General features: G+C 51.4%; 14 protein-coding genes. 13 read left to right on the forward strand and 1 reads right to left on the reverse strand.

Annotated elements, in window-relative coordinates; genetic code table 11:
* Nucleotides 1-20 precede the first annotated feature (20 nt).
* The 10 genes from MTCT_RS01705 to MTCT_RS01750 all read left to right on the forward strand — a co-directional run bounded on the left by MTCT_RS01705 (nt 21) and on the right by MTCT_RS01750 (nt 10,115).
* Nucleotides 21-1,043, forward strand: coding sequence for a 4Fe-4S binding protein (locus MTCT_RS01705; RefSeq protein WP_048175268.1), 1,023 nt, complete (start codon nt 21-23; stop codon nt 1,041-1,043).
* Between the two features lie 36 nt (nt 1,044-1,079).
* The gene (locus MTCT_RS01710; RefSeq protein ID WP_084126098.1) at nt 1,080-2,405 is read left to right on the forward strand and encodes a 4Fe-4S binding protein; all 1,326 of its coding nucleotides are present in this window, start codon (nt 1,080-1,082) and stop codon (nt 2,403-2,405) included.
* A complete protein-coding gene (locus tag MTCT_RS01715) occupies nt 2,389-3,414 on the forward strand; it encodes an energy-converting hydrogenase A, subunit R (protein WP_048175270.1) in 1,026 nt (341 codons plus the stop codon). Before MTCT_RS01710 ends, MTCT_RS01715 begins: the two co-directional genes overlap by 17 nt.
* Before the next feature lie 39 nt (nt 3,415-3,453).
* Entirely contained in the window at nt 3,454-4,347 is an 894-nt protein-coding gene (locus tag MTCT_RS01720) for a formylmethanofuran--tetrahydromethanopterin N-formyltransferase (RefSeq protein ID WP_048175271.1), read from the forward strand.
* Nucleotides 4,344-5,267: a carbohydrate kinase family protein gene (locus MTCT_RS01725; protein WP_048175272.1), complete on the forward strand. Its 924-nt coding sequence runs from the start codon at nt 4,344-4,346 to the stop codon at nt 5,265-5,267. The genes MTCT_RS01720 and MTCT_RS01725 overlap by 4 nt, the downstream gene beginning before the upstream one ends.
* Before the next feature lie 182 nt (nt 5,268-5,449).
* Nucleotides 5,450-6,211 carry a 4Fe-4S binding protein gene (locus MTCT_RS01730; RefSeq protein ID WP_048175273.1) on the forward strand — a complete coding sequence of 254 codons (762 nt, stop codon included), beginning with the start codon at nt 5,450-5,452 and terminating at the stop codon, nt 6,209-6,211.
* Entirely contained in the window at nt 6,201-6,836 is a 636-nt protein-coding gene (locus tag MTCT_RS01735) for an HPP family protein (RefSeq protein ID WP_048175274.1), read from the forward strand. Before MTCT_RS01730 ends, MTCT_RS01735 begins: the two co-directional genes overlap by 11 nt.
* 376 nt (nt 6,837-7,212) lie before the next feature.
* A complete protein-coding gene (locus MTCT_RS01740; RefSeq protein ID WP_048175275.1) occupies nt 7,213-7,632 on the forward strand; it encodes a nucleotidyltransferase domain-containing protein in 420 nt (139 codons plus the stop codon).
* Entirely contained in the window at nt 7,629-8,045 is a 417-nt protein-coding gene (locus tag MTCT_RS01745; protein ID WP_048175276.1) for a DUF86 domain-containing protein, read from the forward strand. The genes MTCT_RS01740 and MTCT_RS01745 overlap by 4 nt, the downstream gene beginning before the upstream one ends.
* A 255-nt stretch (nt 8,046-8,300) precedes the next feature.
* Entirely contained in the window at nt 8,301-10,115 is a 1,815-nt protein-coding gene (locus tag MTCT_RS01750; RefSeq protein ID WP_048175277.1) for a cation-translocating P-type ATPase, read from the forward strand.
* A gap of 72 nt (nt 10,116-10,187) precedes the next feature.
* On the opposite strand, the gene MTCT_RS01755 is transcribed toward MTCT_RS01750, so the two are convergent.
* A complete protein-coding gene (locus MTCT_RS01755; protein ID WP_048175278.1) occupies nt 10,188-11,492 on the reverse strand; it encodes a transglutaminase family protein in 1,305 nt (434 codons plus the stop codon).
* 651 nt (nt 11,493-12,143) lie between these two features.
* Here MTCT_RS01755 and MTCT_RS01760 point away from each other — a divergent pair.
* The 3 genes from MTCT_RS01760 to gatC all read left to right on the forward strand — a co-directional run bounded on the left by MTCT_RS01760 (nt 12,144) and on the right by gatC (nt 14,507).
* The gene (locus tag MTCT_RS01760; RefSeq protein WP_048175279.1) at nt 12,144-12,536 is read left to right on the forward strand and encodes a pyridoxamine 5'-phosphate oxidase family protein; all 393 of its coding nucleotides are present in this window, start codon (nt 12,144-12,146) and stop codon (nt 12,534-12,536) included.
* Between the two features lie 19 nt (nt 12,537-12,555).
* Entirely contained in the window at nt 12,556-13,965 is a 1,410-nt protein-coding gene (gene asnB / locus MTCT_RS01765; protein WP_048176510.1) for an asparagine synthase (glutamine-hydrolyzing), read from the forward strand.
* 326 nt (nt 13,966-14,291) lie between these two features.
* A complete protein-coding gene (gene gatC / locus MTCT_RS01770) occupies nt 14,292-14,507 on the forward strand; it encodes an Asp-tRNA(Asn) amidotransferase subunit GatC (RefSeq protein ID WP_010876054.1) in 216 nt (71 codons plus the stop codon).
* Nucleotides 14,508-14,510 lie beyond the last annotated feature (3 nt).

The following is a 14,510-nucleotide window of genomic DNA, read 5'->3' on the forward strand; positions in this document are numbered from 1 at the left end:
ATGCGTGATGTTGATGTCCTATGTCCTCTGTAATATGGTACCTCTACGAGTTTGCCCGTAAGTCCTGGGCAGAGAAATTCGCCAATGCACACACAGAACACGAGATCCTTGAAAAACCAGAGAGATTCAGGGATTTCCCCACAGTTAACAGGGAGTACTGCATAGGCTGCGGGGCCTGCACAACAGCCTGCCCTGCCCCCGGCGCAATAAAACTGGTCCGTGACACCGACACGGCCGAGGAGGAGGGTCAGACCTACCCTGTCATAGTCAGGGGTGCGTGCATCAGGTGCGGCTTCTGCGCCGAGGTCTGCCCCACAGACCCCAAGACAATTGAATGCGGAGAGAACCACCTCATAAGGGAAGAGTTCACCATAGTACCCTCAGAGAAGCTCTATGTCATAGACGACTACCTCTGCATACGCTGCAAGAAGTGCATGAAGGCCTGCCCGGTGGATGCAATAACCGAGAAGGACGGCAGGGTCGAGGTTGACCAGGGAAGGTGCATAGCCTGCGGTGAATGCCTTGAGAAATGTCCTGTCAAGGGCGCCCTCAAGGTGATACACGTCGCCTACGTCGAGGAACAGAAGATGGTCATAAACCTGGCGGTCAATGAACTGGAGTCAGCCATCGAGGAGAAGAGCGAGGATATAAAGAAACTCGAAGCAGGCAAAGTCTACAGGATGAACTACCCACTGAAACCCCTCCTCGAGAGGGCCCTTGAGGTCCTCCCAGATGAGGAAATAGTCAGGGACATCCTCGAGAAGGTAACCGACCGCCTCAAGATGCGCATCATAACATGGAGCCCCGAAAAATGTGTGCAGTGCCGTTTATGTGTGGATGAATGCCCATCAGGAGCCATAACCTACTCAGAGGATGAAGGAATCGTGAGGGACCCTGATAAGTGTCTCAGGTGCAGCACATGCTACCAGACATGCCCCTTCGGTGTTGCAGGGTACTACGTTGCCAGGTTCCTCATAGATGAATCCAATGGAGAAGAGATGATAAGGATAACCATAAAACCGGCGGCTCTTCCTGTAAAGTGATGAGGAGATGATAAAATTCCAGCTGCAGCAAAACCCGTGAAGCCCCTGAGGGAAGTTGACGTTGACTATGATATTGACAGTGGGAAGTGCAGGGAATGCCCTGATAAGCCGTGCCTCAGCTCATGCCCGGTGGACGCGATACACCTGGACCAGGACACCGGGAAGGTTGAGATAGACGACAAATGCTTTGGGTGCGTCCTCTGCAGGGAGGCCTGCCCCTACAACGCCATAAAGATGAGAACAACCATGGCAGAGCCTGTCAGGGAGAACGTGCCCGTTATAAACCCCCGGATCTGCAGAGGCTGCGGTGCCTGTGTCTCAGCCTGCAGGACAGGGGCCATACACCTGGCATCATCGGGTGAAACAGGGGTCCACAGTGAGATAGACGAGGATAAATGTGTCCGCTGCGGGTACTGTGCAAGGGCATGCCCCACAGAGGCCATAAAGTACGGGGAGATCCTCCCCAGGTCAGTGGTGGGGGGTAAGGCCGTGGTGATTAACCATAGGGACTGCATAGGCTGCATGACCTGCACCAGGGTCTGCCCCTCAAGGGGGGCCATAAAGGTTGGTAAGATAAACAGGTTACCCTACATAGACCCATCCTACTGTGCAAGGTGCGAGGAATGCATGGACGTATGCCCCTCAGCAGCCATCAAGTACTCCTCAAGGAAAAGGGCCTACGAAAACTTCTCAAAACTCAACAACATGGAGATAGCAGGGGAGATACTTGAGAGGGAATCAGAGAAACTCGTGAAAAACCTTGGGAGGATAGACTCGGTTCTGAGGAGTGTGAAGAGAAGGTTCTCATCTGACAGCCCAGAATACAGTGTGGATGTCACCGATGAAATAAGGGATGGTATAGAGGAACTCGTGGACTCCAACCTCCAGATACATGAACTCAACCACATAATAGACTTCACCAAACCCGCAAGGAGGATAAGGGTACTTGAGGACAGGTGTATAGGGTGCGGGCTCTGCGTGGATGAGTGCCCTGTGGGTGTCATAGAACCGGAGATCCCGGCCCCCGTAAAGATACTTGATGGATGCGTATTCTGCGGGAGATGCCGTGGTGTATGCCCCGTAGATGCCATTGAGATCACAGAGGAGGGATTCAGGGCCAGGGATGGTCGGATATACCTTGAGAGGAGGGTCCTGACAGGTCCAAGGAGTGGTTCTGTTGAGGTTGACCACCTGGTCTGCCAGAGGTGCGGTGTATGCGTTAACCACTGCCCGGTTGACGCCATGACCCTCAATGATGAGGTAGAGGTTGACGCTGATAGATGCATACTCTGCGGTGAATGCCAGGACATATGCCCCGTCACTGCGGTGAAGCTGAACCTGGAGGATGATAGCCTTGAATAGGGTTTTCGTAACAGACTGCGAGGGTCCCATCTCCCTCAACGATAACGCCTTTGAAGCCGCAGCCCACTTCATCCCCGACGGTGACAGGTTCTTCAGGAAGGTGAGCGAATTTGATGATATACTGGCCGACGAGATCAGGAGGCCTGGCTACAATGCAGGGGACACCCTCAAACTGATAGTACCATTCCTCATAGCCCACGGAGTCACCGATGAGAAGCTTAGGGAGTTCTCAGAGAGGACCCTCAGGCTGGTTCCGGGGGCTGATGAAACCCTGAAACTTGCAGGGAGGCTCATGCCATCCTACATCGTGAGCACAAGCTACAGACACTACATCGAGGCCCTCTGCAGGCACCTTGACTTTTCCCTGGAGAACACCAGGCACACCACCCTCACCCTTGATGTTGAGATCCCCCCTGAGGAGAGGGAGATGCTCATGAGGCTCACTGAGGATGTGATCGAGGGGGACTTTGAGGACCTGGATGAGATATTCTTCCACATCATACCCGGTATGGAGGCCGGGAAGATACTCCATGGGGTGAAGACCGTTGGAGGGGACGGTAAGAGGGTTGCCCTCATGGAGATCCTCTCTGAACTTGAACTACCCCCTGAATCCGCCATGTACGTGGGTGACAGCATAACCGATGTTGAACCACTCAGGGAACTCAATGGGAGGGGCCTTGCGGTGTCCTTCAACGGTAACCGCTACGCCCTCAGGGAGGCAGAGGTGGCGGTCATCTCCACCGACTCAAGGGCCCTGACCCCACTGATAGACCTCCACTCAAGGTTCGGGAGGAACTACATCTTGGAATTCATCAGGGCCTACTCTGAAAACCCTGAAAGGGCCCTTGAATCATTCAGGATAGACTTCAGAGTGGTGGATGAGTTCAGGAGGGTGTTCAGGGAGGAATACCCCATCATAACTCTCATCGATGACCCCGAAGACCTCCTGGACGCAAGCATGGAGGTCAGAAAGAACATCCGGGGGGAGGACGTCGGATCCCTCGGCTGAAGCCCTGGATGTGTACATTCAGCATGGTTGTGATGCTCAATGGAGATTAATGGAACACTGATTGAGGATACATTCTCTGAGGCCTTCACAGGGAGATGTGTGAGGGCCACCATAACCGCCCGTGACATGGAGACCGTGAGGAGGGCGGCCCTTGATGCAACCGCAACCCCGGGTGCAGTCATAGGGCGGGTTGAGGGTGGTGTTGAATCCTTCCTGACAGGGGATGAAACACCCGACGGCAGACCCGGAGCCATGGTCCAGTTCTACTATGCCCTGGATGACATGGAGAAATTCCAGGTGGAACTGTCCTACAGGATAAGGCAGGACATACTGGTGAAGCCCTTCACAGCCCTCTACAGCTCCACACCCGACCCTGATGGATACATGGATATGATGAAGCATGTGGGACACTGCGGTGATGGCTATGAATGGGTGGAGGACTTCAATGGCCGTGAAATGATCAACGTACCAGTAGCCGTCCCTGACTTCAAAATAGAATCAAGGATGGGGTACAGGGAGGCCATCATGGGGGCCAACTTCTGGTACATGTGCAGGGACCCCGACACGGTACTGGAGGCTGGGAGGGCCGCCATAAGGGCCATAGAGGGGGTTGAGGGTGTTGTGACACCCTTCGACATCTGCTCCGCGGCATCAAAGCCAGAGACAAATTACCCCTGGATAGGACCCACCACAAACCACCCCTACTGCCCCAGCCTGAAGGAGGTGCTCGGTGACGAGTCCAGGGTCCCTGAGGGCGTCGGGTACATACCAGAGATAGTCATAAACGGCCTGACAATCGAGGCCCTTGAGGAGGCCATGAGGGTCGGGATAGAGGCTGTCTGCAGGTACGATGGGGTCCTGAGGGTATCAGCAGGTAACTATGGCGGTAAACTGGGGGACCACAGGATAGAACTCCACGGTGTTCTTGGATGAGGTTCGATGCGGTGGGCCTTGGAGCCCTCAACATGGACCAGCTCCACATGGTTGAGAGGATAGCAGGCCCTGATGAGGAGACCTTCGTGAGGGGTCTGGTCGAATCATGTGGGGGCTCAGCAGCCAACACCATGATAGGGCTCTCAAGGCTCGGTCTCAGGACAGCCCACATAGGCAAGGTCGCCGATGACAGGGAGGGAGGACTCCTCAGGAGTAACCTCTCATCTGAGGGGGTCACGGATTTCACCGTCGTGTCGGATACAGGTAGAAGCGGCCGTGTGATGGGTTTCGTCGACCCAGAGGGTAACAGGGCCCTCTACGTTGATCCAGGGGTCAACGACACACTCAGGGTGGATGAGGTGGCTGAAGAGGCCCTCAACACTGAACTGCTGCACCTCACATCCTTTGCAGGTAATGGCATAAATGTCCAGGTGGACGTGATTGAGGCACTGGACAGATCCGTGACCGTCAGCCTGGATCCAGGGCACCTATACGCCTCAAGGGGAGTATCTGAGCTTTCAGATATCCTTGAGCGCACTGAAATCCTCCTCACAAACCAGAGGGAACTTGAGCTGATGACAGGGACAGGTGACCCTGAGGAGGCAGCATCACTCCTGGGGATAGGGGTGGTTGTGGTTAAGATGGGGGCCCGAGGCGTCATGGCATGGGACGGCGAGTCTGTGATGGTGGATGCACTGAGCACCGAATGTGTTGATACGACAGGGGCCGGTGACGCCTTCAATGCCGGTTTCCTCTACGCCTGGCTCAAGGGCTTTGGCCTTGAGGTTTCATGCCGCTTTGGGAACTACATAGCATCACGTTGCATCGGGGGATACGGTGCCACAGCTTCTCTCCCCGGGGCTGAGGCCCTTGATGTCCTCAGGAGCTACGCTGAGGTTGATGATTCCTGTGATGAATAAGGGAAGTTATGTGTGCTGAGGTTTGTTTAAGGTGGATAATCTGGAAAAAGGATGAGGGAAGTTATGTGTGCTGAGGTTTGTTTAAGGTGGATAATCTGGAAAAAAATTTAAGTAAATACGTTTAAAGGGTAATAAAGGGTTGTGTTAAATCTTGAAGCTTGAAAGGATGCAGGGGTTGTATCATGGATATCATCTTTAAGAAGAAACTGGAGGACCTCCGGAGGGATGTTGCATTAAAGTCGATGGACCTTGAGGAGAGCCCTGGGGACGTTGATGTGGAACTTGAAAGCTGCAGGGTTCTGGACAAATTCATAGACATAACACCGAAGTGTGTAAGGTGCAATCTCTGTTTCGAGGAGTGCCCTGTGGATGCCATATCAGGATCATCAGCATCAAAACCTGCAAGGATACTTGAAAACTGTGTTAAATGTGAGATATGCGCCCAGACCTGCCCTGTGAGGTGCATAAACGTTGTTGAGAGCACAGCCACCATCGGTGATGAGGACGTGACCTACAACCTGGAATACGTCAGGATCCCCCACCGTCTACTCCGGATGAAGAACATAGAGGTCACAGATAGATGCACCGCATGCGGGACCTGCACCAGGTTCTGCCCCACAGGCGCAATTCAGCTGGATCAGCAGACTGCGGTGGTCGATGAATCCATCTGCATTGGCTGCGGGGCCTGCGTCAACGTCTGCCCCTCAGATGCGGTGGAACTTGAGAGGGAACTGGGTCCTGTGATTGAGACCAGGCGGCTCCTGGTTGATCAGGATGCATGCGTCGAGTGCCTTGTCTGTGAGGAGAACTGTCCCACCGGGGCCATAAGGATTGAGGATGGAGAGGTTGTGGTTGATAAGGATAAATGCATTCTATGTGAGGTTTGTTCCACAAGGTGTCCTGTGGCAGCACTGAAACTGGAGAGGTTGGCAGATGAAAGTTAAGGAGATTATGGATAAGGAGTTTATAGCAGTCTCCCCTGAGGATCGGGTTGTTGATGTCTCATTGAAGATGGAGGAGACACGTAAGTTCACAACACCCGTTGTTGATGGGGATGGAAAGCTCGTTGGATGGGTTACAAGCTTTGACGTGATGAGGGGACTCCGGGATGGACTTGAACTTGTCTCTGACATCATGCAGCCACCGGAGAGGATAGTTCATGTAAATGAGAACGACCCGGCCAGGCTCGCCGTCCTCAAGACAGCCCATCACAAACTGGTGAGCATCCCTGTCCTGGATGATGATGGAAGGGTTGTGGGGGTTGTCAGGTCCTTTGACATCGTTGAGACCCTCTCCCAGCTCTATGAGATCAAGGTCTACAAGATATTTGAGGCCATGAACGAGGAGCTCAAGGGTGTGAGCTGGGATGAACTCATGGAGGCCGCTGCCATAATAACGAGGAGGCGCACCGGTAAGAGGATAAAACCGAAGGAGTATGAGGAGAGGATCCGGAATTCGACCTTCGGTGAGGCTATATGGGCAACAGGGGGCCTTGAAAAATTCTTTGTAGGTCTGATAGCTATAGGTGAACTTGTCATTGCAAGGAAGATTGCAAGGGCAAGGAAATAATCACCCACCCCTATAGCTTTTTGGAGATCATGTTTTATGATGACCTGCAGTGGTCATCTTCTGTCTGTTTTTTAGGTGCCTCCACCCAGTTTTTGACTTTCTTTTTCCTGCCCTTGCGGAATGGGTCCTGTCCCTATTTATTCTTTTTGATACCCTATTGATCCATGAACCTGAGTCTCTAATCGCTTCTTCAAGATCATATGGTGGTGCTGAGTTCTATTTAATCCCTGATCTTGTGGTTGAATAGACTTTGAAGTCTTCTTAACCACCATGATCCTGTAAGGTTTATTACCCTCTTTCACCATAATACCCTTGAGGAGCCACTCTCCTAGCGGTATTTTAGAGTCTGATAATCAAAAGTTTGTGGTTCGGGGCAATGGAGATTAAAGTGTTCGAAAAACTCGTGGAATTTTTTGTAGAGAAGGAGGAGGTGGATTTGGCCTACCTTTTTGGCTCCACTTCCAGAGGGGATAAGGGGAAACTGGGCGATTTTGACATTGGAGTTCTACTACAAGAACCCCCCCAAGAACACGGGAGGTTACAGTTTCACTTGAAATTGCTTGATGATCTTGTATCCCTGCTTAAAGCAGATAAGGTTGATCTGATTATCATGAATGATGCGCCACTATCCTTAAATTATAATATCATAAAGGAGGGAATACTCCTGAAAGATGATGAGGAAAAAAGGATAAGGTTTGAGAAAAATATCATGTCAGAATATCTGGATAGGAAGTATTATATGGACAGGCATGCGAGAATAGCCATCAATGGGATAGCCCGCCAGGGATTAATATGAAAAATGAGATCTCATCAAAATTGGAAAGATTGGGAGAATACCTGAAAATATTGAAGGGTTATCAATCCCATACCCTGGAAGATCTGAAAAATGATGTCACGTTAAGGGGAGCTGTTGAAAGATACCTGGAGGTTTCCATAGAATCCTGCCTTGATATTGGAGAAATGATCATATCAAAAGAAAGAGCCAGAAAACCAGAAACCTACAGAGAGGTAATAGAGATACTCGGGGAGATAGGAGTTTTACCAGAGGATTTTGTGGACAAATTCGCCCCAGCTGCAGGTTTCAGAAACATACTGGTTCATATGTACGCAGAAATAGACATTGAAAGGGTCTATGGATACCTGCAAAACAACCTGGATGATATAAACAATTTTGCAAGGTTCATCGCAGAATACCTTAAAAAATCATGAAACAGGGGCATTGCTGCTTTCCTTTTCTCACCATATTTCTCCTTGTAATGATGATTCCATTAGGGCTTAGCCATCTGATGCCATACCTTTATCATCTCTTTCTCACTCTACCTTCGACCAGAAACCGGCACCTTTATACCTGGAGGTCCGTCATGCAATGAGTCTTACCTGAGTAATATCCCGGCAGAATTATTAAGGAACACTTATATAATATGAACACACATGAATGTCTATTCATATGTTCAGGTGAATCTTATGGGATGTGAATGCAGCTCATGTTCATCAGATGATGGTAACGAAATACTGGTTATGGTAGCATCAGCCTCACTTCTTGCAGCAGGGATACTCCCTGGTATCCATGGAAGCATGATATCAATTCTCCTCCTTTTTGCCGCGATTGTAGCAGCAGGATACAGGATATTTCCGGCAGCAGTCAGGTCAGTACTCAGGGGCCACTTCACGGTGCACCTTCTAATACTCATCGCAGTCACCGGCGCCATAGCACTGGGTGACTACACTGAAGCAGCCCTTGTAACAGTCCTGTACCAGATTGCAGAGTACCTCGAGGAGTACGCCCACAGAAGATCACATAGATCCGTGGAGTCCCTCATAAAACTCAGACCCAGAACCGCAAGGGTCCTTGATGGAGGGGAGAGGATCATGGGGGTTGAGGATGTTGAGGAGGGAAGCACCATAGGTGTGAAACCAGGGGAGACTGTACCCCTCGATGGAACCGTTACCAGGGGGACCTCAAATGTCGACCAGTCCAGCATAACAGGTGAGTCCATCCCGGTTACCGTGGGGGAGGGTGACGAGGTATTCGCAGGTACGCAGAACATTGACGGGTACCTGGAGGTCAGGGTTACAAGGACCGCGGGGGCAACCGTCCTTGCAGGGGTCATTGAAACCGTCAGGAGATCCGCCCTCAGGAGATCCCGCAGGGAACGATTCATTGAACGTTTCGCCTCAATCTACACACCCACAGTCATTGGTCTTGCAGCCCTCACAGCAATTATACCGGTAATCGCAGGAGCTGACCCGTTCACCTGGATATACCGGGCCCTGGTGCTCCTTGTCATCTCATGCCCCTGCGCCCTCCTCATATCAACGCCGGTCGCAATGGTCTCCGGGATGACCGCTGCAGCACGCAGGGGGATCCTTGTCAAGGGTTCAGAGTTCCTTGAGAAGATGGCCTCGGCAGGATGCATCATATTCGATAAAACAGGGACCCTCACCGAGGGAAAACCTGAGGTGATCGCTGTCGAGCCAGAGGAGAGGAGAGATGAGATACTCAGAATAGCAGCGTCCCTTGAGATGAAATCCGGGCACCCCATTGCAGAGGCCATAGTGGAATCCTACGGTGGCAGGACCCTTGATGTGACAGACTTCAGGTCCATCCCGGGTAGGGGTGTGTCAGGTTACATAGATGGAGTGAGGTACACCCTTGGAAGCCCTGAACTTGCAGGTGGAGAATCCATGGGAGGTACAGAGGTCCACCTCGCAGGACCCGAAGGTGTCATCGGCATCATAAGACTCAGGGACCGTATAAGGAGATCTGCAGGGAGGATCACAGAAAGCCTCAGGGAGCGGGGTATCGGGACCATGATGCTCACAGGTGACAGTGAGGACGCTGCAGCCGCGGTGGCAGCTGAGATCGGCGCTGACAGATACCGTGGAAACCTGTTACCAGAGGATAAGATGAGGATAATAGGTGAACTGAGCTCTGTGGGAGTTACGGTGATGGTGGGGGATGGTGTTAACGATGCCCCGGCACTGGCAGCGGCGGATGTGGGCATAGCCATGGGTGTCAGGGGATCAGATGTGGCCCTTGAAACCGCAGATATAACCCTGGTGGAGGACGACCTTGAGAGGATAGATGAACTCATTGACATCAGCAGGAGAACAATGGGGACCATAAAGGTTAACACAGGGTTAACCGCTGCAGTGAAGCTGTCCCTGGCCGCCCTCTCTGTCACTGGCCTTGTACCCCTCTGGGTTGCTGTTGCAGTGGGTGATATGGGCCTTTCACTCTTTGTCATAACAAGCAGTCTTCTTATTGCAGGGGTCTAGCATCCTGTCAGGCAGAACCCTACTTTAAATTTTGAGTCTCAAAAAAAATAAAATGGTGGTGCTGGACCACCATTAAAAGGGAAGGCTGGCGTATATTCCCTTGATATTTGCTGTTGCAGTGTTCCAGCTGTTCACAGCACCGAGGCTGTTTTTTGAGCTCGTGGCATCTGCAGCGTACCATGTGTCACCCACAAGCACCTGTACCCACACATGGCCATAGGTGTTACCTGATGTGAAGGTACATGTTCCATGCACGTACCTTGCAGCAAGACCCGCAGCCCTGAAGAGGGCAACCAGGAGGTGCGAGTGATCCACACAGTTACCTGTCCTGTATTTGAGTGTACCCGTGGCACCGTACCTTGTGTTGTAGTAGAAGCTGTAGCTTATCCTGTCACGCACCCAGTTAAAGATGGCTGTTGCCTTATCCCATGCACCGGTTAATCCTGCTGTCAGGTTTGCTGCAAGTGATTTAATCGATGGATCATTAACCTGACAGTTTGCTGTTGCAGCAAGGTACCGGGAGGTGCTCTCACCAGTGTAGGGATCGTTCTCGGCTCTGTTCCTGAGTGATGCTGTGGGTGCTGTTGATGCACTGATCTTCTTGATGATGACATAGTTTGGTAATCTATTGTTGTCACTCTGGAATTTGAGGATCCTTGCAACTGCGTAGACGAGGTTGTCATAGGATATCTTTCCTATGGCCGAACTCACGTAGTTGGGTGCTCTCCTGTTGCTGTCTATGAATTTAAGTACACTGGATGCCACTTTGAGATACGCTGACTTTGAAAGCTGTCCTGTGGCTGAACCTGAAGGGTTCGGTGCGTTGCCAACTGTGCGCAGCGTCAGTGAGATCCTGGACCCTCCAAGTTTCAGAAGGTCCTTCAGCATGAGGTCGAGGAACTGAGCAGTACCCAGTTTCTGGCCTCCCACTGAAACTGTCGCCGGGAGTTTACCGCAGGTTTCGATGTACCTCACCAGGTCTGCTGCAGCTTCCCTGATGGTCACAGACGTTATGCCTGCGCTGTCACCTGCAGCCCTCACTGTGCCGGTGGAGTTCTCCATGTTCACAGCCACTGAAGCTGAGGAATTGCTGCTGCCATTAACATTCAGCGGACCTCCAGATTCTGTGGCCCTGCTTTCATCTGCATCTTGAGTACAGGATTCATTGCAGTTCTCTCCTGGATCAGAGGGTGTGCTCTGATCCCCTCTATCTGCAGATCCTGTTTCACTTTCATTCATGAGTTCACATTGATTGTTCTCTGAGCACTGTTCCTCCACCGTGTATCCAGCCATGGATGCTGTGTTATCAGCTGCCACTGCATAACCTGCTGTATTCATGAGGAGTATGCATGCAAGTAGCATGCACACATATCTCATGCCAACCGAAATTTTACCGCCTCCAATCCACAGTGCCCGGTAGGGTCACTGTGACATTAAAAACTTGAATATCCAATCATATATAAACATTGCGGTTTATCAGACGAAAAAAAGACATATTTGAGCTTTTTAAATTAAAATAGACCACCACAGAGCTTTTTATTTTTGAGATAAATGAATATGCTTTATCCTTGCCCCTCATGGGATAAGAGGCAACCTACAATCCCATATCAAATCTATGGGCACATATAAAATCTTTAGTGACAATCTGATTTCAAAGGAATCCCATTTTAAATATAAAAGCCTCTTTAAGGGGATTTAAGGATGGGCTGGGAGATGGCCAGACAAGAATGGGCTTACACGAATAATTCATGGTATCCATTAAGGAACCAGAGCCCTCTGAACACAAATTTAAGGGTTTTTAGAGGATATACAGACCTCCAGAGTCCAAAGGGGCCTAGTCACAGAATCAGGGATTGAAAGCCAGTTTTCGGCAGGATCCCCTCGCCCCGGTTTTTACAGGTGGTATCGAATCTGTATGCAGAGGGGTTAAATACACTGTTTTCCCCTCACTTTCCCTGCATGAATCACCCAGAAGATCCGGGTTAAATTTATTACTCCTCCATGGTAATAGATAAACGGTGATATGATATGATGACACCCGAGATGATGGATGCAATTGAAAAGAATCTGGTTTTTGTTGCAACCGCAGATGAGGAAGGAACGCCCAATGTTGTTCCAATAGGCTTCGCAAGGCCCCTGGATGAGAGGACAATCCTCATCGCAGATAACTACATGAAAAAAACCATAAGGAACCTCCACGAGAACCCAAAAATAGCCCTGATAACACAGAACGCAAGGGAATGCCCCTACCAGTTCAAGGGAACAGTTGAAATATTTAAATCCGGAAAATACTTTGACATGGTTGTTGAGTGGGCACAGAACGTCATGACAGAACTTGAACCAAAATCAGCCATACTCATGACCGTGGAGGAGATATATTCAGTGAAACCGGGACCTGAGGCCGGTGAAAAGGTGGCCTGATTTCACAGAAGTGACCGTGATGTGCGCCATAGCAGGGTTCAGGGGTGAGGACGCCCCGGTGAAGGTGCAGAAGATGTTAGATGCCCTCAGACACCGGGGCCCCGACGCCACAGGGATCTACCACGACAGCAGGATAATGGTAAGGACAGCGACGGGGGAGTACATAAGGGATGCGCCGCCATCAGATGAGATTGCATTGGGCCATAACCTCCTCTCAATCGTGGGGGGCCCCCAGCCAGTAAGAGGAGAGGGCGTCCTGGTATTCAACGGCGAGATATACAACCAGGAGGAACTGAACTGGACTGGCAGCGACTCTGAACTCATCCTGAACCTCATAGAGGGCCACGGCGGGGACCTGGAGGATGCACTGCGCGCCACCGTTAACAGGATAGACGGGGACTATGTCTTCGCCTATACAGACGGAGAGAACCTTGCAGTCGTCAGGGACCCTGTCGGTGTCAAACCCCTCTACCATTCAGGGGAGGCCTTCGCATCCGAGAGGAAGGCCCTCTGGAGGATAGGTCTGAGGGATCTGGAGACCCTGCCACCGGGACATGCAATAATAAACGGCGTTAGGGTGAAACTGAGGGGAATCCCCACGATGAAACCCTCCGACGCAGAACCAGGGGAGCTGAGGGAGAATCTCAAATCAGCCCTGAGGGAATCAGTGGAGAGGAGAGTTAGAGGTCTGGATGAGGCTGCCCTGGTATTCTCGGGCGGCGTTGACAGCACACTGCTGGCGGTACTCCTTGATGAACACATTGATGTCAGGCTCTACACCGTGGGGCTCACTGGTTCCAGCGACCCTCACTTCGCATCCAGGGCTTCAGCTGACCTTGGAATGGAACTTGAGGTCCTGGAGGTTACAGAGGATACCATCAGGGAGGCCCTCCCCCCTGTGCTGGGGGCGATAGAGGAGTACAATCTGATGAAGATCGGCGTTGCAATGCCCCTCTACCTGGCATCAGAAGCTGCATCTGCAGAAGGATACAGGGTCATGTTCTCTGGGCAGGGCGCAGACGAACTCTTCGCAGGATACCACAGGTACAGGCGCCTCCTGGCTGAGGGAAAACTCGAGGAAGCCCTCCGGCACGACCTTGAAAACATCCACCATGTTAACCTTGAAAGGGATGACGCGGTTACAATGGCAAACTCGGTGGAGCTGCGGGTCCCCTTCCTCGACCTCCAGGTGATAGGGGTGGCAATGAGCATACCGGCACACCTCAAGATATATGGCCCGGAGGATGAACTCAGAAAACGCATACTCAGGGAGGCGGCCCTTGAGATGGGGGTCCCTGACTACATTGCCATGAGGCCCAAGAAGGCGGCACAGTACGGTTCAGGTATCGATAAGGTCCTGCGGAGGAAGGTCATCCCTGGTTTTGATCATGAGGCCTTCATGAGGAGGCTCATGGAACCATATGAATAATTCCACGGCCCTGATCAGGAGCACCTCTATAATTTAAGCTGGGGGCCCCGGTGCAGGTGGCCCTGCAGCATTCATGTGGAGGACTGTCATATTTAATCGATAATCTGCAGCGGACGGGGCATGGCATATTATCTTTTCTCTTTTTTTTGTTCTGCCTGAGTAGGGGGTTGTTGGGGTTTCCGTGGCTAAGCCCAATATCATGGCGGGGCCATGTCTGACAGCTGATTCTGTTACCTTTTGAACCACTTTGGCTAAGCCTTATATCAGGGCAGGACCATACACTCTATGTGTTTCACATTTATCCATCAAGTTGAGAGGAGTCTGATATGAAGATAGAGAAAGAGGCTGAGAAGATCCTTGAGGAATTCTCAAGGGCCCTTGAGGAGGTCCCTGAACTCGAGGAAACATACTACATAGTGGATAATCTTAACAGGACCAGGGAGGATGAGGAAGAAAAAACAGAACCCGGGAAGATCCTCAGAAACGCCCCGGTCGATGATGACGGTAACATAGTCGTTGAGAGGGGTGAATGGACCCAGTAGGTG

Origin of the sequence: Methanothermobacter sp. CaT2 (genome assembly GCF_000828575.1) — an archaeon.
In the GTDB taxonomy this organism is placed as follows: Archaea; Methanobacteriota; Methanobacteria; order Methanobacteriales; family Methanothermobacteraceae; genus Methanothermobacter.